The 23,434-nt window shown below is 38.5% G+C and carries 19 protein-coding genes and 1 pseudogene; 15 read left to right on the top strand and 5 right to left on the bottom strand.

The features are described from left to right. Window positions 1–324: 324 nt before the first annotated feature. From BM163_RS00820 to BM163_RS00840, 5 genes and pseudogenes are all read left to right on the top strand, one after another. Window positions 325–2,199 carry an anaerobic ribonucleoside triphosphate reductase gene (locus BM163_RS00820; protein WP_089799342.1) on the top strand — a complete coding sequence of 625 codons (1,875 nt, stop codon included), beginning with the start codon at window positions 325–327 and terminating at the stop codon, window positions 2,197–2,199. 1 nt (window position 2,200) lies between these two features. Then, on the top strand, window positions 2,201–2,695 hold the full coding sequence (gene nrdG / locus BM163_RS00825; RefSeq protein WP_089799344.1) for an anaerobic ribonucleoside-triphosphate reductase activating protein: 495 nt from the start codon (window positions 2,201–2,203) through the stop codon (window positions 2,693–2,695). A 136-nt stretch (window positions 2,696–2,831) separates the two neighbouring features. Further along, window positions 2,832–2,948: pseudogene (locus BM163_RS00830) on the top strand (DUF2200 family protein); the annotation flags it as partial. A gap of 15 nt (window positions 2,949–2,963) precedes the next feature. Then, the gene (locus BM163_RS00835) at window positions 2,964–3,713 is read left to right on the top strand and encodes an ABC transporter ATP-binding protein (protein WP_089799218.1); all 750 of its coding nucleotides are present in this window, start codon (window positions 2,964–2,966) and stop codon (window positions 3,711–3,713) included. Further along, window positions 3,710–4,456, top strand: coding sequence for an ABC transporter permease (locus tag BM163_RS00840; protein ID WP_089799220.1), 747 nt, complete (start codon window positions 3,710–3,712; stop codon window positions 4,454–4,456). Before BM163_RS00835 ends, BM163_RS00840 begins: the two co-directional genes overlap by 4 nt. Before the next feature lie 94 nt (window positions 4,457–4,550). Here the strand turns inward: BM163_RS00840 and BM163_RS00845 are convergent, their stop codons facing one another. The 3 genes from BM163_RS00845 to BM163_RS00855 form a co-directional block, all read right to left on the bottom strand. After that, window positions 4,551–5,513, bottom strand: a complete 963-nt coding sequence (locus BM163_RS00845; RefSeq protein ID WP_089799222.1) for an ABC transporter substrate-binding protein — start codon at window positions 5,511–5,513, stop codon at window positions 4,551–4,553. 54 nt (window positions 5,514–5,567) lie between these two features. Next, on the bottom strand, window positions 5,568–6,323 hold the full coding sequence (locus BM163_RS00850; protein WP_089799224.1) for a polysaccharide deacetylase family protein: 756 nt from the start codon (window positions 6,321–6,323) through the stop codon (window positions 5,568–5,570). 124 nt (window positions 6,324–6,447) lie between these two features. Then, window positions 6,448–7,425 (bottom strand): helix-turn-helix domain-containing protein, encoded by a 978-nt coding sequence (locus tag BM163_RS00855; protein WP_089799226.1) that lies wholly within the window; start codon window positions 7,423–7,425, stop codon window positions 6,448–6,450. 317 nt (window positions 7,426–7,742) lie between these two features. On the opposite strand from BM163_RS00855, the gene BM163_RS00860 reads away from it, so the two are divergent. Beyond that, the gene (locus tag BM163_RS00860) at window positions 7,743–10,940 is read left to right on the top strand and encodes a DEAD/DEAH box helicase (protein WP_089799228.1); all 3,198 of its coding nucleotides are present in this window, start codon (window positions 7,743–7,745) and stop codon (window positions 10,938–10,940) included. Between the two features lie 106 nt (window positions 10,941–11,046). Here BM163_RS00860 and BM163_RS00865 read toward each other — a convergent pair whose 3' ends face one another. Then, a complete protein-coding gene (locus BM163_RS00865) occupies window positions 11,047–12,513 on the bottom strand; it encodes a methyl-accepting chemotaxis protein (RefSeq protein ID WP_089799230.1) in 1,467 nt (488 codons plus the stop codon). Window positions 12,514–12,812: 299 nt separating this feature from the next. Between BM163_RS00865 and BM163_RS00870 the strand changes: the two genes are divergently transcribed. Both BM163_RS00870 and BM163_RS00875 read left to right on the top strand, forming a co-directional pair. Further along, window positions 12,813–14,240 carry a polysaccharide deacetylase family protein gene (locus tag BM163_RS00870; protein ID WP_089799232.1) on the top strand — a complete coding sequence of 476 codons (1,428 nt, stop codon included), beginning with the start codon at window positions 12,813–12,815 and terminating at the stop codon, window positions 14,238–14,240. An 18-nt stretch (window positions 14,241–14,258) separates the two neighbouring features. Continuing rightward, window positions 14,259–14,711, top strand: coding sequence for an ASCH domain-containing protein (locus tag BM163_RS00875; RefSeq protein ID WP_089799235.1), 453 nt, complete (start codon window positions 14,259–14,261; stop codon window positions 14,709–14,711). A gap of 81 nt (window positions 14,712–14,792) precedes the next feature. Here BM163_RS00875 and BM163_RS00880 read toward each other — a convergent pair whose 3' ends face one another. Beyond that, window positions 14,793–15,632 carry an AraC family transcriptional regulator gene (locus tag BM163_RS00880; RefSeq protein ID WP_089799237.1) on the bottom strand — a complete coding sequence of 280 codons (840 nt, stop codon included), beginning with the start codon at window positions 15,630–15,632 and terminating at the stop codon, window positions 14,793–14,795. Window positions 15,633–15,823: 191 nt separating this feature from the next. On the opposite strand from BM163_RS00880, the gene BM163_RS00885 reads away from it, so the two are divergent. The 7 genes from BM163_RS00885 (at window position 15,824) to BM163_RS00910 (ending at window position 23,333) form a co-directional block, all read left to right on the top strand. Further along, entirely contained in the window at window positions 15,824–17,200 is a 1,377-nt protein-coding gene (locus tag BM163_RS00885) for a carbohydrate ABC transporter substrate-binding protein (protein WP_089799239.1), read from the top strand. 56 nt (window positions 17,201–17,256) lie between these two features. Continuing rightward, window positions 17,257–18,156 (top strand): carbohydrate ABC transporter permease, encoded by a 900-nt coding sequence (locus BM163_RS00890; protein ID WP_244946853.1) that lies wholly within the window; start codon window positions 17,257–17,259, stop codon window positions 18,154–18,156. A 15-nt stretch (window positions 18,157–18,171) separates the two neighbouring features. Continuing rightward, the gene (locus BM163_RS00895) at window positions 18,172–19,053 is read left to right on the top strand and encodes a carbohydrate ABC transporter permease (RefSeq protein ID WP_218029743.1); all 882 of its coding nucleotides are present in this window, start codon (window positions 18,172–18,174) and stop codon (window positions 19,051–19,053) included. A gap of 32 nt (window positions 19,054–19,085) precedes the next feature. Next, window positions 19,086–19,262 (top strand): DUF6903 family protein, encoded by a 177-nt coding sequence (locus tag BM163_RS13730; protein WP_170243601.1) that lies wholly within the window; start codon window positions 19,086–19,088, stop codon window positions 19,260–19,262. 20 nt (window positions 19,263–19,282) lie between these two features. After that, window positions 19,283–20,203: an ROK family protein gene (locus BM163_RS00900; RefSeq protein WP_089799243.1), complete on the top strand. Its 921-nt coding sequence runs from the start codon at window positions 19,283–19,285 to the stop codon at window positions 20,201–20,203. Further along, on the top strand, window positions 20,203–22,365 hold the full coding sequence (gene gnpA, locus BM163_RS00905; protein WP_089799347.1) for a 1,3-beta-galactosyl-N-acetylhexosamine phosphorylase: 2,163 nt from the start codon (window positions 20,203–20,205) through the stop codon (window positions 22,363–22,365). Before BM163_RS00900 ends, gnpA begins: the two co-directional genes overlap by 1 nt. A gap of 98 nt (window positions 22,366–22,463) precedes the next feature. Further along, complete coding sequence (locus BM163_RS00910) at window positions 22,464–23,333, top strand: hypothetical protein (protein ID WP_089799245.1); 870 nt, start codon at window positions 22,464–22,466, stop codon at window positions 23,331–23,333. Window positions 23,334–23,434: the final 101 nt, after the last annotated feature.

The following is a 23,434-nucleotide window of genomic DNA, read 5'->3' on the forward strand; positions in this document are numbered from 1 at the left end:
GTGATAAAGTAAAATAGTCTCATGTCTACTGTAACACTAATTTCTAATTATTTGAATATTAATTTGAAATATATGTATGATAACTGCCGGATACTGTCTATAAAAATAGAATATCGTTAGCACATGTCACAAAATTGTCATAACTACGATTTGTTCTGATATGAGTTGTTTTCATGTCAGTTTCATCATTTTTAGAGCATTTCATGTGACAAAATTCACTATAATTTCCCGAGGGAATATGCTAGACTGATACAATATATAGTGTTGTTAATTATTTTTATATCAATATATTGTACATATAGTATGAGGAGTGGTTTTATGGTAATGATGACAAAAACAAAGGAACACGGATTAATTGGGGCCCTTACGGAAGTTGTAGAAGTAAGTAATCAAGATTTAATTCAAGAAAATGCTAACGTAGATGGTGCTTCGCCAATGGGGCAGATGTCTAAATTTGGATCTGAAGCGGCAAAGTTTTTTGCGAAAGAAAAGTTGTTGTCAGAAGACGTGCTCCAAATGATGGAGGATAACTATATTCATCCACATGATTTAGATTTTTATCCGACGGGCACAACAACGTGTGCACAAATCCCACTCGGGAAAATTTTAAAGGATGGCTTTAATACAGGTCATGGATTTATGAGAGAGCCGAATGATATCATGAGCGCCATGGCTCTTTCATCTATTATTTTCCAGTCTAATCAAAACATGCAACACGGAGGTCAAAGCTATCCAATGTTTGATTACGACTTAGCACCATACGTGGAGAAGACGTTCGAAAAGCATTTGACACGTTTAAAATCATACCCAACAACTTGGACAGAAAATGAGCTAGTGAATATTGCTTGGAAAGAAGCGGATCGTTCAACTTACCAGGCGTGTGAAGCTTTTATTCATAACTGTAATTCCATGCATTCCAGAGGCGGTGGTCAAGTGCCATTTGTCTCCATTAACTATGGAACGGATACGTCGAAAGCTGGGCGTATGTTAATGAAAAACTTGCTATTGGCTACAAAAGCGGGACTAGGTAATGGTGAAACACCTATTTTTCCTATTCAAATCTTTAAAATGAAACAGGGCATTAACTTTTATGAAGCGGATCCTAACTATGATGTGTATCAGCTAGCACTTGAAACGACAGCTAAGCGCCTGTTTCCAAACTTTAGTTTTATTGATGCAACCTGTAATAAAGTGCATTATGATGGTTCAAAAGAGTCTGAAGTGTCTTATATGGGATGCCGGACGCGTGTCATGGCGAATCGTCATGGAAGTGAGAACAGTATTGAACGAGGCAACTTGTCATTTACATCAATTAATTTGGTGAAACTTGGGCTTATATCACAGTCTGAGGATGAGTTTTTCCGTCGGTTAGATCGTGTGATTGATGTTGTGGTTAAACAGTTACTTGAACGTTTTGAATTTCAAGCGAAGAAAAAGGCGCGACATTTCTCTTTCCTTTATGGACAAGGGGTATGGAAAAATAGTGAACAGCTAAATGCTGAGGATGAAGTGCGTGAAGTATTAAAACAAGGTACATTGAGCGTTGGGTTTATTGGTCTTGCCGAAGCCCTTGTTGCTTTAACGGGTGAACATCACGGACAAAGTACCTCAGCTGATCAATTAGGTTATCAAATTGTATCTTTTATGCGAGAGAAAGTAGATCAAGCTTCTGAACGTTATGATTTAAACTTCTCATTAATTGCCACACCAGCAGAAGGTTTATCAGGTCGCTTTACTAAAAAAGATCGAGAGGTCTTTGGTGTTATTCCGGGTGTAACGGCGCGTGATTATTATACAAATTCATTCCATGTGCCCGTTTATTACGCGATTCGCGCGATTGATAAAATAACGATTGAAGGAAAATTCCACGACCTATGTAACGGAGGGCATATTTCCTATATTGAAGTGGACGGAGATGTGACGAAAAATACTCAGGCGCTAGATGTATTAGTTAAAGCTATGGCAAAAGCTGATATCGGCTACGGTTCAATTAATCACCCAGTCGATCGTTGTACATCGTGTGGACATACAGGAATCATTGATACCGCGTGTCCGACATGTGATAATCATGATGAAGAGAAAATTGAACGTATTCGCCGCATTACCGGTTACTTAGTTGGCGATATGAAAAAATGGAACAGCGCTAAACGCCATGAAGAATCGCAACGTGTTAAACATCAAAAAGGGTTGGCTAAATAAAATGGCTGATACGCTCCGTGTCCTTGATATACTACACGATTCTGTTGTTGATGGCCCTGGTCTAAGAACGGTAATCTTTTTTAGTGGCTGCCCGCATTTCTGTAAAGAATGTCATAATCCTGAGAGTTGGAATATTAAAAACGGACAAGAGCTGACAATCGAATCGCTTGTTGCTGACGTTTTATCTAACCCGCTGACAGATGTGACCCTTTCTGGTGGTGACCCTTTTTTTCAGGCAGCCGTTGTGAAAAAAGTGGCCAAACAGTTGAAGGAAGCTGGAAAGAATATCTGGGCGTACACAGGTTATACATTGGAACAGTTGCTGGAGCTTGGAGGCGACTATACTGAACTGCTTAGTTATTGTGATGTACTTGTCGATGGTCCATTTATTTTAGCTAAGCGAAACTTAAGCCTAGATTTTAGAGGTAGTAGTAATCAGCGAATCATTGAACTAAAAGATGTACCGGCATTACAAATGTGGAATGATACCCCTTAGTTCGATAACAGAAAAGCTTCGATGACTTGGTATGCTATACTATAAGTTATCGAAGTTTTTTCTGTTATTTATGTCGTTAAAGATAGACACTTTAAAGAAGCACTAACATTAAACCCTACTTAGAAAAAAGGAGATAGGTGTTATTTGCGGCGTACGTGTGGAGGATATCATGAAAGAAATTCGGTACATGGATAAGCTCATAGATGAGCTAGCAAAAGGTAAAAAGATGGAGAAGATTCTCCGTAATACTTAAGAAAGATGTGACAGTATGCAATCATTTATAACAATCGAAAATCTGAGCTATCACATTGGTCAACAGAAAATATTCAATCAATTAACTATGCACTTAAAACAAGGGAAGACCTATGCCATCATTGGCCCTTCAGGTGTAGGGAAAACGACCTTGTTACATTTACTTGCGGGTTTTATTCGTCCTCAAGCAGGTGAAGTATGTGTCGCAGGAGAACTGCTTAACAAGACCCGAGAAAAAACGAGCTTTCTATTTCAAGACCTTGGCTTATTTCCATGGCAAACGACGTACGAAGCTGTTCAAATGCCGTTAACTATTAATGGTAACTTTACTCGTTTGGAGATGGCGAAAAAAACCGAAGTTATGTTAAAGGCGCTAGATATCGTTCAATGTAAAGATTATTATCCGCACCAGTTAAGTGGAGGCCAAAAGCAGCGGGTAGCCCTTGCTAGAACGCTGATTCTACAACCTGACTTACTGCTGATGGATGAACCGACGTCAGCCCTTGATGCGATGACTAAAGAGACCATTCAACATGTTTTCTTAGAACTTCAGCAACGATACAGAATGACAAGTGTCTTCGTGACGCATGATATTGAAGAAGCTGTTTATCTTGGAGATATAATCATTGTGCTACATTCGATGGGCCGGTATCAATTGATTCATAATAAAGAACCTGATGTTATCCTTAGTCGTGAGACTCAAGCTTTTTATAATCAGTGTTTTCACGTTCGAGAACAATTGAGAATAGGAGCGAAAACACAATGAATAAGCTTAAAAAATATATGTATCAGCCAAAGCTGATGGGTATAGTGATGGTGGTGTGTCTTTGGTATATCTTATATGCCGTGCTAAAAACAAGAACGATTCCCGCGCCTCTAACGACGATGCAATACTTTATAAGCCATATCGAAATTTTGTCTGTACATGCAGGGGCGAGTTTTTTAAGAGTATTGTTAGCCATCATACTTGCAGTATCTATTGGCTTACCTTGCGGCGTGATTATGGGTCGCTATCCACTATTAGACAAAGTTTTTTCACCACTTCTTTATGTGCTGTATCCTATACCAAAGGTAGCGTTTTTGCCGGTCTTTATGCTGTTATTTGGTTTAGGGAACGTATCGAAAGTGATTTTAATGCTGTTTATCATTGTCTTTCAATTAATGTTGTCGGTACGAGACGGTGTAAAAGAACTCTCACCACATTACTTTACAGTCATTGAGTCGATCTCAGATAAAAAAATCCATATGTATCGCTATGTTATTCTTCCTGCTATTTTACCGTGTGTGTTTTCTAGTCTGCGAGTCAGTGTAGGTATTTCTCTCGCCACGCTATTTTTCGCGGAAAACTATGCTACAACGTATGGCATAGGTTACTTTATCTTGAGTGCATGGATGAAAATGAATTACGTTGAAATGTTTAGTGGCATTATTGCCTTAAGTATTTTAGGGAGCCTGTTTTTTGAAGTGATTGATTGTTTAGAAAAAACATCAACCCCTTGGCAAAGTTAATATATGATACGATAAATATGGATGTGATTTAGTGCGTTGAAAAAAGAACAACACGTCTAGTTAATAGACGTGTTGTTCTTTGATATGTCGCTTTTTATTGTTCAATAAATGAAAAATCTGTTAAGTCGTCATACGCGTAGGTCTTATTGATTTGGCCTTTTGATGTGGTCCATTCAATGATTTCTTTGAATTGACCTTCATCAATACTACCCGCATGCTCGTAAGGGTCTGGTTTATTATTCAGATAAATACTCATCGCATCAGGGAATTGATAAGCCGTTAAAATATCGCTATATTCTGAAGCGTCCGTTTCGTTCATATAATCAACGGCCTCATTATAAGCCGTATAAAAGGCTTTTAAGTCAGCAGGATAGTTCATAATACTTTCTTCAGTAAAGAAGATGGTCCCACCTTTAATGCCAGCTTCTTTTGAACTGCCCAGCATGTGAGCGCCTTGTTGGACGAGAAGCCCTGCTTGTGGTTCAGTGAAAACGACGCCATCGATTTGGTTTTCTAATAAAGCTTCTGCACGACCAGCAAAAGAAGGAATCTCGATAATATTATATTGGAAGTCTTCTTCAGCTGCGAAGACATCCATGATGTACTCTAAAATAAAGTTTGGTACAAGGGAGATGTCTTTGTCTGCTAACTGACTCATTGAAGTAATGCCTGAGTCAGGAGAAGATAAGATTTTAAAGTCCTCATTGATGTCAGAGGTCACCTTAAGTGCAATGCCCCGGTCGACAAATGCAGCCGTTGTCATGACGTCACCAATGGCGCCATCAAGCTCGCCTGCTTGTAACGCGACATTACGATCATTTGGCGATGTGAAAGTTTTAATTTCTATATTGACACCGTGTGCTTTAAAAAACCCTTTTTCCAACGCAAGAATAATAGGTAGGCTTCCTTCGGCAGGAAGTGTACCTATCGTTATCGTCTCGCCGGTAGGTGTGTCGTCATCTTCTGTTTGTTCTTCTGTTACCTCCGCGGGTTGGCAAGCTGTAAACAGCATTAAACCAAAAAGAAGTAGGAGTAAAATGTGTAATTTATTTTTCATTTTTAAATAAATCCCTTCTGTTTTTAGTCTTTCTCTAATAAAGTAACGGGTCCGTTATCTTCGATTGACGAGTTGTTTAAACCCTTCAAAAGGCATCATAAAAGGTACCACGTCACGCTTTAAGCGTAATGGATCGGTACTTTTGTTGTTAATGCCTGATTCTGTTGTGAAAGCGAGTGTGAAGTTAGCCAAAGCTAATGTTTCAACATTTTGATCAATAAAAAGACCAAATGGATAAGCAAAGACGTCCTTTGCGCCAATGATGTCATACGTATTACAAGTAACTAAATCCTCAAGAAAAGCATCGGGAGATGTTGTCATCATCTGGCTAGTTGTTTCATTTTCGCGTTGATGGAAATGATGTGTATGGTTAGCATAAGTAAAAACATCGGTCATCTCATGTAACTCGCTTTCTGCTAGGCAGATAGACTGTTTGGGGTTAAATGGTTTTTGTTCATTATGTAACCAACCAGTCACCGCAAAGCTTACAGCTTTAAAACCATAGCTTTTTAATACCGGATACGCGTAGTGCTTTAGTGACTGAAAACAATCATCAAATGTTAAGAGAATGCTTTTTTCAGGCAATGTGATGTTATCTTTGTAGAAAGCAGCCACTTCTGCAAGTGTGAGGGTATGGTACCCCTCTGTGTGGAGGTAGGCCATCTGTTGCTGGAATTGTTCTAGCGTGACAAAGAGCGGTGCGGGCAAGATGTCTTGATAGTCTTGTTTTACATCGATGTGGCTCGGATGGTCTGGGTTAAACTCTGTTTGTTTTCTTATTTCATGATACATTAAGGTCGTAAATGTCATGGGGATCTCCTCTCTTTTTGTTACATCATTCACAAACAATAGTAAAAGTATAGCACTTCACGCATCAGGTGACAATTTGAAAATGATAAAACAGACTCTAAAAGAGTCTGCATGATTTACATTGTTAGCTAGCATCTTCTTTTGATAACAAACCAAGTAGTCCAACAAGTGCTGAGTAAATTAGTGCTGCAACAGGCCAAATAACCCAAGTTATATGCCAAGCCATTGTCCAGAAACTAAAACCAAGGTATATGGCTGTGATCAGTGGCCAGTAAAAAGAAGCGAGATGTTCTTCTTTACTAGTAGTCTGTTTCTCTTCTTCTGTATAGTCTCCTTCACCCAGTACACACTGATAGGCACTATATGTTGTTGATATCGGAATAATAATATACGTTGCTAAGCCGGCAATCGCAATGAGTAGCGCCAGCATCATCAAAATAACCATGTGAGAGGCATTAAGTAATGCCATAACAATAAGGGGTGCGGCTGAAGTGATATACATGGCAACAGCGATAGATACCCCTTTGTGATAAGTGCTTTGGTAATCGGTCAACTTTTGCTTAAATGTGGTAGCAACACCATCACTTAATTCGAAAGGCTTTTCTTCAAATGATTTAAATAATGAGCTATATTGATTGCTGCGAATGAAAAGAGAAACGGCTGTTGCAACCATAAACAATAAGGAAAGAAGTCCAATAATAACCGCCATATTTTCTGTAAGGTTAGACACGTTTCCTTCTGCTAAAGCAAGTGAAAAAAATAATGGAATGACTGAATAAATGCATAAAATAACGCCTCGAGCAATGCGCTTAGATGTTGTATATTTTTTATCGACATAATCTGTCGCAGCTTCTAACGATATGTGGATGAGATCTTGCTCTTCTGTTGTATCAGGTATTTCTTCCATGTGATCTCTTAGGAGATAGTCTGTTGTTACCCCAAAGAGATCGGCTAACTTAATGATTTTATTTAGATCAGGAATACTATTGGCGCTTTCCCATTTTGATACAGACTGTCTTGAGACACCCATTTTTTCAGCAAGTTCTTCTTGAGACAAGCCAAGTTTTTTTCGTTGTTTGATAATTTTATCCGCGAGGATCATGGTTATCATCCTTCCGTTGTTTTGATGCTTTAATTATATCAATACCCTTATTTAATCACTACCAACCCTCGTTGGAACTTAGGCAACCAGCAGTTGCATAGCTGTCATATCAACATTTTTATCCGCTGATAAACGGGTATGTTTAATATTTTGAATAAATAATGAAGCAACACAACGAGAAGAAAAATCGTACTATTTATCCGTTTTAGTTTGTCACCGTTAATTTCCCGGCTATTATTTAATCGAAAATCGACTATACTCTATGCTATACTATGACCAGATAATTAACGTGAAATAAGCATACAGGAGTGGAAATAATGCGTGTTATTACATATGATCAAATAAAAGAACATTTTATTCCGAGTTTCTTTAAACGAGGCTATGACTATTACCAAAAACGTGCGGTTTATGATTTAGAGCGTAATAAACAACTCAATTTATGGGTGGCATATGTGGAGGGTTCTAATCGCGACTATGAGGTAGAGGTACACACAGAACAGCCCTTTAGTCATCATTATTGTAGTTGCCCGGCATTTAGTGAATATCATTCATGTAAACATATTGTTGCTGTGATGCTTGAGGTTGCTGAGAAGTTCACGGAAAAAGATTTGCGTTCAAAGCAAGCGGTCACATCAGTAGATACACAATGGAGTCAAGCTTTTATTAATCATTTACGAGCGGTTGGACACCAACCGACAGCACTGCCCAATGTTGCAACTACAAAAACGCTACTCACTGTAGATTATTTTATAAATATACAGTATCGGCCTCATGAAGGGGCTTATTTAATGCTTGATATGAAGATTGGCGAGGCAAGAACTTATGTGGTGAAATCAATTAGTGAGTTGTGTTCGCATATAGAAACAACCGCACCACTCCCATTTACCTCTAAATTCACATTTGATCCGATTCAGCATCAATTTTCACTAGAAGATAAGGAGATATTATCGTATTTAAAATCGTATATAACAGAAAGTAGTCGCTTTTCTGATTCAAGGTTTGATTACACACAAAGGACGATTATGTTAACACCTAAAGCTGCCCGGGAGCTTTTGCCAAGACTGGAGAAGTTACGTACGACAGTTAATAATTCAACATATAAGCAGGATCACAAGCTTACATTGCTAGATGAGAAGCCGCCACTTGAATTTTCATTGTCCAAAGAAGGGGAACACTATGTATTATTATTTGATAACTTAGACGATTATGATTTACTGGAAGACTATCATTATCTTGTCAAAGGGAACAAGTTCTATACGCTTACGCTAGACCAAGAAGAAGTGCTGGCGAGGACACTTGCGATGCTCTACCAATCTAGAAAAAACGGGTTTACTTTCACAAAAAATCATATGCTAAGTTTTTTGTCTGAAGGTGTTCCGCAACTAGAAAAAGTTGGAGAGGTCATGCTTGATGACGCAATAAAAAGTGAGATTGAAAGGCACCCGCTCCAAGCGCGTATGTATATCGATTATGAAGACGAGCGTATTCAGACAACAATAGAATTTCAATATGGTCAAACAACGTATAATCCGCTAAAAGGTGTTAAAGTTAGTAATTTAATGATTAATGATACTAAGAAGGAACAGTCGATTGCATACGTACTAGATAAAGCAGGATTTGTTGAGCGGGAAGGGAAGTTGTATTTAGACGATGAAATAGCACAATATGAGTTTTTCTATCACTATATGCCTCTTTTAGAGGGTCGATTGGAAATATTCATGACAGAACAAGCAAAACGCTTGTTTATAGAAGAGCGACATGTGCCATCGATGACCTCTGACGTTGACCATGACAATCACTTACTTGATATTACGTTTGATTTCTCTAACATTTCATCAGAAGACATTTCAGCTGTATTCAAAGCGATGAAGGAGAAGAAACGTTACCATCGGTTACCTAGTGGTCAATTTGTTCCTTTAGAGTCAGAAGCTTTTCAAACGATAGGTGCTGTTGTTGACCGATTTGATTTAACGGTAAGTGATGTAACCGAGAATAATGTGCACATTCCGCTCTATCATAGTCTCGAAGTCGATGATATGATGAGTAAATCCAATCAAGCTGTCTATAAACAAGCATTTAAGCGCCTCTTAAGAGATTTAAAACAACCAGAAACAAGAGAAGTTGCTTTGCCAGAAGGAATAGAAGCTACATTACGAGATTATCAAGTGGATGGCTTTCAGTGGTTCAATACATTAGCTCGTTATGGTTTTGGGGGAGTGCTGGCTGATGATATGGGGCTTGGTAAAACACTTCAAGCGATCAGTTACACTTTGAAATTATGGAAAGATAATGACAGGAAGTTTAAAGCGCCGGTACTTGTTGTCGCGCCAGCATCACTTATTTTTAACTGGGAGAGAGAATTTAAAAAATTCGCACCGGAACTATCTGTAAACGTCTTGTATGGCACAAAGGAAGAACGCCAATCAATCTGGAAAGGGGTATCGCCAGATGTATGGATTACTTCTTATCCAATGGTGCGTCAAGAAATTGCAACTTTGAAAGATCAAACATACCCACTATTGCTGCTTGATGAGGCGCAAGCAATAAAAAATAATACGACGAAAATCGCTAAAGCGATTCGCTCTCTAAAAGCTGGGCAACGCTTTGCTTTAAGTGGTACACCTATTGAGAATTCACTTGATGAGCTGTGGTCACTCTTTCATGTAATAATGCCAGGGCTTTTTCCGGCAAAGAAAGACTTCAAAAAGCTTGAGCCAGAAAAAATTGCTCGTATGGTGCGCCCCTTTATTTTACGACGTGTAAAACAAGATGTCTTAAAAGAACTACCGGATCGTGTAGATGCCTTGCAGTATTCAGAATTAACTGGGGATCAAAAGAAAGTATATTTAGCTTATTTAAGTAAAATACAAGAGGAAACGGCCCAGCAACTTAAAACCGAAGGCTTTCAACAAAGTAGAATGAAGATATTAGCTGGTCTAACAAGACTCAGACAAATCTGCTGTCATCCTGGATTGTTTTTAGATAATTACCAAGGAGAATCTGGCAAGCTGCTACAATTGTTAGATTTAATAGAAACGGGTCTTGCAAACAATCATCGGCTCCTTATTTTCTCGCAATTTTCAAGTATGTTAAAAGTCATGGCAAATAAATTAACAGCGGAAGGTTATGATTTCTTTTATCTTGATGGTCAAACTAAAAGTGAGGCGCGTGTAAATATGGCAGAACGCTTTAATGACGGAGAAAAGCCCATTTTCTTAATCTCATTAAAAGCAGGTGGAACCGGATTGAATTTAACGGGTGCAGATACTGTTATTTTATATGACCTATGGTGGAATCCTGCTGTGGAAGAGCAAGCGGCCGGTCGCGCGCATCGTATGGGACAAAAAGAAGTTGTTCATGTCCACCGGCTGATTGCAGAAGGAACAATTGAAGAGAAAATTTATCAACTTCAAGAGAAAAAGCGTGAGTTGATTGATACAGTGATTCAACCAGGGGAAAAAACAAGTCAATCTCTTTCAGAAGAAGATATTAAGTTATTGTTAAATTTAAGTTAATAGATGAAATATCATAAAATGATCAAGCGCCGGTGAAGATATCATGTATCTTCACCGGCGCTTATTAAAAGGGATTGCTTTATAGAATTTTATATTCGAAAAAAGTTTAAATAAGTTGTTTAGCCGTTTCCTCTGTTCGAGCCATATCCATAGCGACTATATGGTTTTGTTTGTTTAATGTTTCAATTGTCGCGCTCATCTCCTCCAAACTAGCGGAAGACTGTTCGATAATCGCAGCCAATTCACTCGTCCGGTCGCTTACCTGATGGGTGTTTTCAGTGACTTTCGTTGCGGTGACTTGGAAGTGATTAAATTGTTGTTTTAAGTGATTTAAATAAGTACTAAGCGTAGTAAAAGCCTGCGCCACATTTGTTGCTTTTGTCAAGTTATCTTCATTCATCTGTAAGTTTTGTTGCATTTTATCAAGTGTCATCTGGTGTGTGTCATTTACTTCTTTTAAATTCGATGTAATATTTTCTGCTGCATGGTTACTGTTCTCAGCGAGCTTTCTAATTTCCTCGGCAACGACCGCAAACCCTTTTCCGGCGTCACCAGCACGAGCTGCTTCAATCGAGGCGTTTAATGCAAGTAAATTCGTTTGTGCACTTATATCGATAATACTATTTGAGAACGCATTCGTTTCATTAATCTTCGTTGATAAAAGGTTAAAAGCATCATGCATGTCTTTGAAATATGTAAGCAGTTGTTTGGTATTATTAACAAGTACTTTAAGTAACTGATTACCATGATCAGCTGTCGTTGTTGACTTTTCAACAGTGTGTTTAATCGCCTCTGTTTCATCATGCATCGCGCTTATTTCTTGTAAGGTTGCTTGTTGATACATATCAATGTCAGTGATTTTAACGGATTGGTCACTACTGCCTTCGGCCATTTCTTGAACAGCTAAGCCCATATCATTTTGAGAAGAGAGATTGCTTTGAATCTGTTCATTCATTGTTGAAAGTGCGGCTACAATGGTCTGAACATCTGTTTCTAATTGCTTATGAGCTATTTCCTGCGTCGTTTTCGATGTTTCGCTCTCTATAAGAATCGCTTCTAACGTTGTTTGCTGCTTGTTGTTTAGCAAAATCAGAATAAGTGCCAACATCGATGAAAGGACATAGGTTGCGGTCGTTAATGTTAAATTATCTGAGAGTATACTGCCATCATAGGATGCAAATAAACTATTTAGATAAATACCAACAATACCAAGTGTTCCCCCGATGATGAAAATATACCGATTCGAATAAATAGTTGTAAGTAATAGTAAAAAGAAAAAGATTAAAATAAAGCCTAAACTACCCCCAAATAAATATATAGCCAACAGTGTTAAAATATAGCCAACAATGACAATCACATAAGGAAACAAGGTGGGTTTTTTAAATGTATACCTTAGCAGTAGAAAATTACTCCATAAAAATATAATTTCTGCGAGATAAAACCCGGCTTTAAACAGTTCGTCTCCCAACAAAGCAATTAATCCACCGCTTAGTAAAGCAATTGAAAAAGCTGTCATCGCCAGTAGATTCTTTTTCATAAGATCGTTTAGTTTTAATTCATTTACCACATGCATCAATTATTCCTCCTGAATATGAAACGTATATTATATGAGTACATATCTAAATGTAGCTATAGAGCAGGTTGCTCCTATAGTAATATCGGCTGATGGAGGTGAAAGATGAAGGGGTGTAATTAACAGGGAAGAACATCTAATCGTTCGTTTTAAAACAAGTGTATAAGGTTAAAGGACGTGAATATATAGGGAAATAATCGACAGTAATTAGTTAAAATGATGCATGACAAATCTTTCTATTATTTGTTAAAATATGATATTGTATGTAGCGTATATTTACAGAAAAAAGAGGGATATTGATGCAGTTTATACATAAAGTTTATATGGTATTAGCGTTGCTTGTTTTGATATTGATTGGATTAGTGTTTACACCCGTGGTGATGAATCAAGAAAAGAGCCGTCAGTTAAAGGCGACAGAGGAAGTCACGCAGTCTGCCTATCCGGGTATTGATATTGTGACAGAGGTGGTGGAAGAACAGGACTATTATAAAGCGATTCATTACCCTGTATTTAAACAAGAGCGCTTAAATATAGAGATTAATAACTATGTTGCTGAAGAAACAGCGGTTTTTTTAGATGAAGTCAATGATCAAAGAGATGTATTAAAAGAGCGGGACTGGCAAGCGGTTTTTCATCTCACATTTGATATTCATGCTCTAAATGACGGTGTGTATGCACTCGTTTTTAGTTCGGACAGCTTGGTGGCGGGTGCAAATGGAAGACAAATGGCCAAAGTGTTTATGTTAGATGTAGAGGAAGGGGACTATATCCTTGGTGAAGCCCTAGTGAAAGATAGCCAAGATACAAGAAAGGCTATTTATGAGGGGGTACTAGCCGAGTTAGAGGCTTCCCCGGCCTATAAAGACCTGTATTTTCACGACATGTTAGAAGAGTGGATAGAGACAACGAATTTTTCTAATCTCTATCTGAAAGAAGACGCGCTTGTATTCACATTTGATAAGTATGAAATTACAGCAGGTGCTGCTGGTTCTCCGGACATAGAGTTGCCACTTGAATCCTTTTTACATGTGCTAAATCCAAGCTGGGTCAGTCGCTTGCAGTTAGAGACAGAGGCTATGGAGACTGAAAACGCAGAGCCAGATGATACAGTAATAAATCAGGATGATGACGCATCAGAAAAAGCTGGCGATGCTGTAACGGCAGAACGACATGTTGTCGCTCTAACATTTGATGATGGACCACATCCTGAAAATACGTCAAAAGCCTTACAATTGTTAGAAAAGTATCAAATGAAAGCAACATTCTTTATGTTAGGTAGTCGGATTGATTTCTATCCAGATCTCGTTAAAGAAGTGTTTAATCAAGGGCATGAAATCGGGAATCATACCTGGAATCATAAGCAGTTGACGAAAATAACGGATAAGGCTATTCAGGAAGAAATTCATTCAGTTGACCAAAAACTTCAAGACGTTATCGGTCAACCGGCTACCGTTTTTCGGCCACCTTATGGTGCGACAAATGCACATGTTGAAAGTTTTCTTAATGTACCATCGGTGCTATGGACGATTGATACCCTTGACTGGAAAACCAAAAGTCCAGAATCAATACTTGCTGAAGTGAAAACTGGTTTAAAGCCCGGTGCGATTGTGTTAATGCACGATATTCACGAAACGACAGTTGAAGCACTGGAATTAATTTTACCTTATTTGAAAGAGCAAGGTTATACGTCTGTGCAAGTATCGGAAGTACTAGAAATGAATAAATAAGATAAAGGATGATTAACAATGGATCAACAATCAGTGACGTTATTATGGAGACAGTTTAAAGAGAAGAATCCAACAGCAAAAGATACTTATCAAGCTTGGGCATTCGGTGATGGAAAATCCATGGCGGATGAATTAAGTGATTTAGTTGTCAAAGGTGTTAAAACAGCTACGGCGTCAAATTATGCATTGTACGAAAGAGAAAATGAACCTTTACCACAGGTAGGAGACTATAGTGTGATATTAGATGGTAGCGAGAAAGCTGTTGCTATTATAGAAACGACATCTGTAGAGGTCATACCGTTTAAAGACGTATCCGCAACACATGCTTTCTTAGAAGGGGAGGGCGATCGGAGCCTTAACTATTGGCGAGAAGTCCATGAAGCGTTCTTTAAAAAAGAATGTGAAGAGGTAGGTCATGTATTTAGTGAAGACATGCTTGTTGTGTGTGCACGATTTACCCGGGTATTTTAAATAGAAAGTAAAAACAACCCTTATCTCGATTTCGGATAAGGGTTGTTTTCGTTCTGCGAAAAATAGTGGGTTTGACTCGCGCTAGTGACTATCTACTAGCGTAAATTGTTGCTGTCGAAAAGTAGAAGGCGTCATAGCCGTTTCGCGCTTGAACGCTTGGGTAAAAAAGGATTGTGATGAAAATCCTGTAATGTGTGATATTTCTCCTACGGCCATTGTGGTAGTAGACAGAAGGTGTTTCGCTTCTTTAATACGTAAAGCATTTAAATAAGCGATCGGTGTCATGCCAAGTTCTTCTTTGAAAAGATGGACAAGGTAATACTTATTTATATTGCTGACACGTGCTAAAATATCCAGCGTTATTGGATCGTGGAAGTTTTGTGTCATGTAGTATTTTGCTAATGCAATTGCATGACTGAGTTGTTTTGCTTCACTTTTTTCGATGGATATTCTTTTCGAACGAATTAACTTTATTATAAGAATTTCAATAATGTTTTGACAGACGTGTTCATAACGTGTCCCCTTATGTTCGACTTCGTATAATAATTTTTTCAAGTGATAAAGGATATCGTCTTGGTCATCTTGATAAGTAAATAGACCATAAGGGTCGTTATCGGTTAGTGTGAAAGCGATGCCTTCTATGCCAAGCGCAATATACTCTAATGAATCTTTAAAATTAGAACGCTCAGTATGTTCAATGTTAGGGTTAATGACAATTAAATCATTTTTTTGTACAGGAATTTCATGTGTAGGTAGAACAAAAGAACCTTTACCGTTTACGATATAAAATAGTTCTGTAAAGTGATGGGTATGTGTTAGACTGTGCCAATTCTTATCGTATTCGGAGTGCGTGATATAGAGCAATTTAAATGGTAACGCTTCCTTTTTGTTGTTCGTCATTTGATAAAGGTCATGAACCATGTTGTCACCTCATATAATCTATTCTGGTTATAACAACTACATTTAATACGTCTACCATACTATTTTTTCGATCTTTTTACAACATATTTATAAAAAAGCAATATACATAAAAAAATCAACAAGATGTTTATTGTGGAAGCGCTATCAAAAAACGTATGATAAATGTATAAATTACCTAGGAGGTAGATGAAATGAAAATGAAACACGTATTTTTAGCGATGATGTTGATGCTACTGGTTGTTTTGGCAGCTTGTGGTGGGGGAGACACAGAAGAAACAGATACAGGTGAGGATACGACAGGTAATGATACAGAAGAAACGACAGATGACAGCCCGAGTGAACCACAAACATTACACGTAGCGGCACTAGAGTCCGCTTATGGTGTGGATGTCTGGGAGAAAATTATTGCAGCTTATGAAGAAGCACATGGCAATGTAACAATTGACTTAACAATAGAAAGAAATATAGAAGAAGTGATGCGCCCAAATATGCAAGCAGGTGAATATCCAGATGTTTTCTTACTTGCGACAGATCGGGAAGAAGCACTTACTGAAACAATGATTAAAGAAAATGCGCTAGCGTCTCTAGAAGATATGTTAACGATGAATGTCTTTGGTGAACAAGTGACAGTGGAAGACAAGTTATTAGATGGCTTTACGGATACACTTGCAACCAATCCGTATGCAGATGGTGAGACGTATTTAGCACCGATGTTTTATAGCCCAACAGGCCTATTCTATAATGCTAACTTACTTGAAGAATACGGTTGGGATGCACCGACGACATGGGACGAGATGTTTGAATTAGGCGAGAAAGCATTGGCTGAGGATATTTACTTGTTTACTTATCCTGTCGCTGGTTACTTTGATACACTCCTACGTTCAATGCTTTATGCTTCAGGTGATGTCGACTTATTTAATGCGGCGATGACATATGAAGAAGGTGTATGGGAATCGGCCGAAGGTAGACGCGTCCTAGAAACAATTGAAAAATTAGCGGATTATACACACCCTGATACAGTGGCTAATGCTAATCCAAATGATTTCGTGAGAAATCAACAATTAGTGTTAGATAATGAAGCGATTTTTATGCCTAACGGGACATGGGTTGTAGGTGAGATGGCGGAAGCGCCAAGAGTAGACGGTTTTGAGTGGGGCATGATGCCGGTACCTGCTTTTGAAGAGGGTGGCACACGTTATGCCTTTACATTCTTTGAACAAGTATGGGTACCATCACAAGCAGAAAATGTTGAAGGTGGAAAAGAATTTATTAGCTTCCTTTACTCAGATCAAGCAGCTGAAATATTCTTAGAAGCAGGTGCTGCTCAACCGATCGAAGGTATTGTGAATATGATGGATGACGAGCAAGCGTTCTTCTATAGCATTTACTCAAATGATGTCTTACCAGCGATGGGAACATTTGCGTCTACAACACCTGTTCCAGGTGTCAGTATTGGTGATGAGCTGTATGTCAAAATTGATAGTGTAATGAGTGGCCGTGTAACTGTTGATGAATGGGTTAATTCCCTAGAACAAGCAAACGACAGTTTACGTCCTGCGATGAATTAATAGAAAAGGTGCGTTAAAATTGGGCGGCATATGACCGCCCAATCTCTATAAATGAGGTGAATCAATTGAGCAGAAAAAGATCAAGAAATATATTTATTGCCACATGTATCACGCCAGCAATCATGCTCTTTGCATTATTTATGGTCGTGCCAACATTCGAAGTATTTCGGATGTCCTTATACAATTGGGGCGGTTTATCAGGAAATAAAACATTTATCGGTTTTAATAATTTCAAAGTGCTTTGGAATGACATGAGATTTATTCAATCATTTCAAAATTCGGTATTGCTAATTGTTTTAGTTGCTGTACTTACGATAGTAGTCGCCATCTTTTTTGCGTCGGTACTAACGAAAGAAAAAGTATTCGCAACAAACTTTTTTAGAATCGTTTTTTATATCCCGAATATCTTATCGGTCGTTATTATCGCGGGGATATTTTCAGCAGTCTATAACCCAAGAACAGGCTTGTTAAATAGTATTCTGGGGCTACTTAACCTTGAGCAATTACAACGTCAATGGTTAGGTAATCAAGATATCGTGATATACAGTTTAGCTGGAGCGCTTGTTTGGCAAGCGATTGGTTATTACATGGTCATGTATATGTCAGGTATGGCAAGCATTCCTGAGAGCTATTATGAAGCGGCATCACTTGAAGGAGCAGGGAAATTTAAACAGTTCAGTGCAATCACATTACCACTTATTTGGAATAACTTAAGAACGACATTGACCTTTTATATTATTAGTACGATTAATTTGAGTTTTTTACTTGTGACGGCGATGACCGGTGGTGGGCCAGATGGTTCAACAGAAGTTTTCCTATCGTATATGTATTCACAAGCATACAGTAACTCGACATATGGATACGGCATGGCAATAGGTGTTGTCGTGTTTACTTTCTCATTTGTACTTGCGGCTGTTGTTAGCCGAATCACAAAACGAGAAGTACTTGAGTTTTAATGGAGGTGTAAGACAGTGAAAGAAACTAAACGTATAAATACAGATACACTGTATAAAGTCTTTATTTATGTCGCTCTAATTACTTTAGCTATCACCATCATCATTCCTGTAGCTTGGGTTTTTATGGCGTCAATTAAAGAAAATCAAGAGTTTTATGGAAACCCATGGGCACTGCCTCAAGGCATTCATTTTGAAAACTTCAGGGAAGCGTTTGTAGAAGCTGGCATGGGTGATTATTTTCTGAATTCTATTATCGTGACAAGTTTAGCCTTAGTCTTTTTACTTGTATTAGCTTTACCAGCCGCTTATGTCTTGTCGCGATTTGAATTTGTGGGTAGTAAATTCATTAATGGGTTTATAAAAGCTGGACTTTTTATTAACGTGAGTTATATTACTGTACCTATATTTTTGATGTTGCTCGGTTGGGATCAATCGTTAAGACAAATTTTTGATAGTGGCTTTTTTCTTAATAATTTAAGTGTCCTAGCGTTGATATACGCCGTCACAGCGTTACCGTTTACAATATTTTTATTATCGAGCTATTTTGAAACGCTCCCTTCAGACTTTGAAGAAGCGGCCAATATAGATGGAGCAGGTTATTTTAGAACGATGTTTTCTATTATGTTACCGATGGCGAAACCAAGTATTATCATCGTTATCTTGTTTAATTTCTTATTATTTTGGAACGAGTATATCCTAGCTTTAACATTGATTCCAGGAGACAAAAAGACATTGCCTGTTGGCTTACTTAATTTACTTGCTGCTGATCGAGCGGCGGTTAACTATGGGCCGATGTATGCAGGTATGGTAATCGTCATGTTACCAACACTGATCCTTTATATTATCGTTCAAAAACGTCTGACACAAGGCATGACAGTTGGTGGTGTCAAAGGATAAAACGCGTGAGATAAAAGAGGAGGTCATGTTTGATGGAGGAAAATAAAGCAACGATTCTATTAGTGGTAAAAGCAATACTCTTTGTTATCTTTATGGCGATGGTTATTATTGGTCAGCGGACAACAGGGCATCTGTATTTGTTTATTCAACTCATTGGGTTGTCTGGACTGCTTGTCTTACTGTGGAATTACAATCGCAAATATGTATAAAAAGTAAAGGGGGATGTGGTGTGAACTATTCTATTGGTGTAGACATTGGTGGCACGAAAATCGCTTGCGGTTTAATTAATGAATACGGCAATGTTATTGAGCAAAAAATGATACCAAGTGAAACGACGTCAGCAGAAACGATGTTTCAGTGTGTGGTGTCATGTATTGAGTCGCTTCTTAATAGCAGTAGCATACCTAAAGAACAATTGACAGGTATCGGTGTCGGTGTCCCGGGTAAGGTTGATCGTGAAAATGGCGTAGCTATTTTCCAAAACAATATACCGTGGGCAAACTTTCCGGTTGTTGATCGATTAAAAGAAGCCTTAGCAATAGACCACATTGTCATTGATAACGATGTGTATATGGCAGCATATGCCGAATGGAAAAGCAATCAGTTATCAGATGAATTGATGGTGTATGTCACAGTAAGTACAGGTATTTCCAGTGCGATTATTCATGGTGGCGAATTCATACGAGGAGCCGGCTTTGCAGGTGAGATAGGACTTATTCCGGTATGTACAACAGAAGGTAGACAGCGGTTAGAAAAAATAGCTGCAGGTCCTGCATTAAGTAAGCAGGCCAGCACAAGCTTTAGTGACGAGGTAATAGAAACAAAAACACTATTTAAAAGATACTATGAAGGACATTCTGAGGCAATTATTATTGTTAATCAATTTATTGATCATTTGGCGCAGGGTATTTATATGATAAATAGCCTACTCGATCCTCACCGTATTATTTTTGGGGGAAGTGTAGCGATTTATAACCCCGTAATTTTAGATTTATTAAAAGAGCGTCTTCAAATAGATATGTTAGAAGAACAAAAACATGTGTTAAATCAGATTTATGTGAGTGAACTCGGCTCAAATCAAGGAATTGTTGGCGCAGGACTTACAGTATTTGATACAGCAATAAAACAAACACTAGAAACGAAAGGATGATTGAAATGAAGAAAGGTCGAGTAACATTACCTGCTCAAGAGGGCATGGATGAAGAAATTAAACAAATCGTCAAACGATGGGGAGCGGACGCTGTCCGCGATTCGGATGGGACAAAAATTCCTGATGTCATCAAACAGGCAGCAGATAAGGTCTATTCAAAATATTTCTTTACACGCGGGGATCAAGAATTTGCAAAAGCAAACTTAGATGAACTTCAACATATGTTTATTATGTCAGAGCCGGTAACAGCTACTGAAGAAGAAATAAAGATTCCGATTCTAAAAGGCTATTTCAAAGAACAGTTAAAGCCAGATACAGATCATGATCCGAAGAAATGGTGGCAGGTCATCGATCGAACAACTGGAGAAGTGGTATCGTGTGACAAGTGGGAATATTTAGAACAAACAGAAGAAGTGCTCGTAAAATCAGCGAAACTTTGGCACCGGTATACAGTGAATGTGTTAGTTTATCAACTGTGGGACCCAGTGCATATGTATAACCATATAACTAATGATTGGACGACAGAACACCAAATGCCATATGACCCACGTTATCCAAAGACAAGAGCTTACATACTTGAGCGATTACGTACGTGGTTAGATGAACACCCAGATACGGATGTCGTTAGAATCACAACGTTTTTCTATAATTTTACGTTGGTTTTCAATGATGTAAGGGAAGAAAAATATGTCGATTGGTTCGGTTACGGTGCAACAGTTAGTCCACGAGCATTAGAAGCTTTTGAAAAGGAAAAAGGGTATGCACTTACGGCAGAAGATTTTGTTGATGAAGGCTACTATAACTCGCCGTTTAGAATGCCAAAAAGAGCCTTTTTAGATTGGATAGATTTTCAATCGAAGTTTGTCAGTGAATTAGCAAAAGAGTGTGTGGATATTATTCATAGCTATGGTAAAGAAGCGATGATGTTTTTAGGTGACCACTGGGCTGGTACAGAACCATACGGAAAGTACTTTAAGAACATTGGCTTAGATGCTGTAGTGGGTTCTGTTGGTGATGGAACGACGCTACGAATGATCGCAGATATTCCACATGTTGGTTATCACGAAGGGCGCTTTTTACCATACTTTTTCCCAGATACGTTTAATGAGCATAATAATCCAGTCATTGAAGCAAATCAAAACTGGCTTCAATCAAGACGTGCCATTTTAAGAAAACCGATACAACGGATGGGTTATGGGGGGTATTTGTCACTTGCTTTGGACTTCCCTGATTTTGTTGATAGGGTGGAAGAAATTACAGATGAATTTAGAGAGATGCATGATCATGTCAAGAATACGGCACCTTATGTTGCGCCGTTTAAAGTGGCAATATTAAATAGTTGGGGTGGTCAAAGAAAATGGATGAGCCACCATGTACACCATGCGATTTGGTATAAACAATGCTATTCATATTATGGTATTTTAGAAGCGCTGAGTGGCCTACCATTTGAAGTGGAATTTATTAGCTTTGAAGATATTAAAGCAGACGGTATTTCAGATGATATTGGTGTGATCATTAATGCCGGTGAAGCGCGAACGTCTTGGGTTGGTGATGATTACTGGAAAGATCCAGAAGTTGTCGAGAAAATCCGCGCCTTCGTCCAATGTGGTGGTGGGTTTATCGGTGTGGGAGAACCAACATCGCATGAACACCAAGGGGCGTTCTTCCAGTTATCGGACGTACTCGGTGTTCAAAAAGAAATCGGCTTTAGCTTAAGTAAGGATAAGTATAATGATCACCAAATAGAGAACCACTTTATTTTAGAGGATCAAGTCGCCGCAATCAATTACGGTGAAAGTACACGTTATGTGTACCAAGCGTCAGAAGCAGCTACGGTGCTCGATATTGAGGCAGATGATATCAAGTTAGCCACGCATACGTTTGGTGACGGACGAGCAGCCTATTTAGCCGGATTACCGTATTCACCAGAAAATGCACGGTTATTAAAACGTATCCTGTACTGGACAGCTTCAAAAGAGAACGTGTTCCATGAGTGGCATACGACAAATATTTATACAGAATGTGCGGCTTATCCAGAAGCGGGTACCTTTGTTATTATCAATAACGCTTACGAAGAACAAGTGACGCAAGTGACTAAACCGGATGGTACGGTGCTCGATGTGACACTCGCACCAATGGGTTACCAATGGTTTGAAATATAAGAAACAAACCCGATGCGTGTATGACAGTTTATACACGCATCATTAGAATTTTAAAAAAACTAACAGGCTCATTTTATCATGTCATGGGGAGGGATAATATGAAAATAACAGATTATGCCAATGATCGGGGCAATCGCTGTAAAGAAGATCGCATCGGCTTTGGTGAAAACTATGCCTATGTGATGGACGGAGCAACAGGCCTAGCGACCGGTCTCATCCAACAGTATTTATCGGATACCGTCTGGTTTGTGGAACATGCCACCAATTACTTAAATAAAGTATTAGAAAATAATGTCACGATAGATAGTGGGCACCTATTTCGGAATCTTTCAAATGACCTACATTTAAAATTACGTGCGTACATTGATAGTGAAGACTATCTCGAAGAACAATTACCATCTGCGGCCATCATTTTATTAAGAAAAATCGATGAGACATTGGTCATTGAATCTTATGGTGACTGCACCGCGGTCGTTGAGTATACTAATGGTCGCTATGAGATTATACACGACGGCCGGGCAACAGAATTAGATCGCGGTATTATTAATCACATGCAAGCACTCGTAAGAGAAGATGGTATTACGATGAGAGAAGCAAAGAAAATGGTTCATCCTTTATTGTTAAATAATCGTCAATTAAAGAATAAAAAAAGCGGCTATACAGCAATGGATATAACGACGGATTATATCGATAAAGGGTTAAAGCGTGTGCTTAATTATCAAGATATTCAATCGGTCTGGTTATTTAGTGACGGGGTGGATAGTTATTATACCGATTTAGACTTAGCGACGGATGCAGTCGATATGGTTAAGCGAATGAAAGAAACGAGTGTGCATCAAGTGATTGATCAGTTAAGGATAAGAGAAGAAGCGGATGAGCTATGTGAGAAATACCCTAGAATGAAGCCGAAAGACGATGCGTCAATCATTCAAATTTCATGTAATGACGGAAAAATAGTTTACAAATAGTTTTATCCACGCTACAATAGAATCAACTGGTTATAACCAGAGGGATTGATGATAACTTTTGATTAAGAGCGCCTTATTAAGGCGCTCAAAAAATAATAAAC

Origin of the sequence: Halolactibacillus alkaliphilus, from assembly GCF_900115465.1 — a bacterium.
GTDB classification, from domain to species: Bacteria; Bacillota; Bacilli; order Bacillales; family Amphibacillaceae; genus Halolactibacillus; species Halolactibacillus alkaliphilus.

What these genes read in the sequence shown, in the direction of transcription:
- BM163_RS00820 (WP_089799342.1), top strand. Translation starts at nt 325, where the DNA reads ATGATGACAAAAACAAAGGAACACGGATTAATTGGGGCCCTTACGGAA.
- nrdG (WP_089799344.1), top strand. Translation starts at nt 2,201, where the DNA reads ATGGCTGATACGCTCCGTGTCCTTGATATACTACACGATTCTGTTGTT.
- BM163_RS00835 (WP_089799218.1), top strand. Translation starts at nt 2,964, where the DNA reads ATGCAATCATTTATAACAATCGAAAATCTGAGCTATCACATTGGTCAA.
- BM163_RS00840 (WP_089799220.1), top strand. Translation starts at nt 3,710, where the DNA reads ATGAATAAGCTTAAAAAATATATGTATCAGCCAAAGCTGATGGGTATA.
- BM163_RS00845 (WP_089799222.1), bottom strand. Translation starts at nt 5,513, where the DNA reads ATGAAAAATAAATTACACATTTTACTCCTACTTCTTTTTGGTTTAATG.
- BM163_RS00850 (WP_089799224.1), bottom strand. Translation starts at nt 6,323, where the DNA reads ATGACATTTACGACCTTAATGTATCATGAAATAAGAAAACAAACAGAG.
- BM163_RS00855 (WP_089799226.1), bottom strand. Translation starts at nt 7,425, where the DNA reads ATGATCCTCGCGGATAAAATTATCAAACAACGAAAAAAACTTGGCTTG.
- BM163_RS00860 (WP_089799228.1), top strand. Translation starts at nt 7,743, where the DNA reads ATGCGTGTTATTACATATGATCAAATAAAAGAACATTTTATTCCGAGT.
- BM163_RS00865 (WP_089799230.1), bottom strand. Translation starts at nt 12,513, where the DNA reads ATGCATGTGGTAAATGAATTAAAACTAAACGATCTTATGAAAAAGAAT.
- BM163_RS00870 (WP_089799232.1), top strand. Translation starts at nt 12,813, where the DNA reads ATGCAGTTTATACATAAAGTTTATATGGTATTAGCGTTGCTTGTTTTG.
- BM163_RS00875 (WP_089799235.1), top strand. Translation starts at nt 14,259, where the DNA reads ATGGATCAACAATCAGTGACGTTATTATGGAGACAGTTTAAAGAGAAG.
- BM163_RS00880 (WP_089799237.1), bottom strand. Translation starts at nt 15,632, where the DNA reads ATGGTTCATGACCTTTATCAAATGACGAACAACAAAAAGGAAGCGTTA.
- BM163_RS00885 (WP_089799239.1), top strand. Translation starts at nt 15,824, where the DNA reads ATGAAAATGAAACACGTATTTTTAGCGATGATGTTGATGCTACTGGTT.
- BM163_RS13730 (WP_170243601.1), top strand. Translation starts at nt 19,086, where the DNA reads ATGGAGGAAAATAAAGCAACGATTCTATTAGTGGTAAAAGCAATACTC.
- BM163_RS00910 (WP_089799245.1), top strand. Translation starts at nt 22,464, where the DNA reads ATGAAAATAACAGATTATGCCAATGATCGGGGCAATCGCTGTAAAGAA.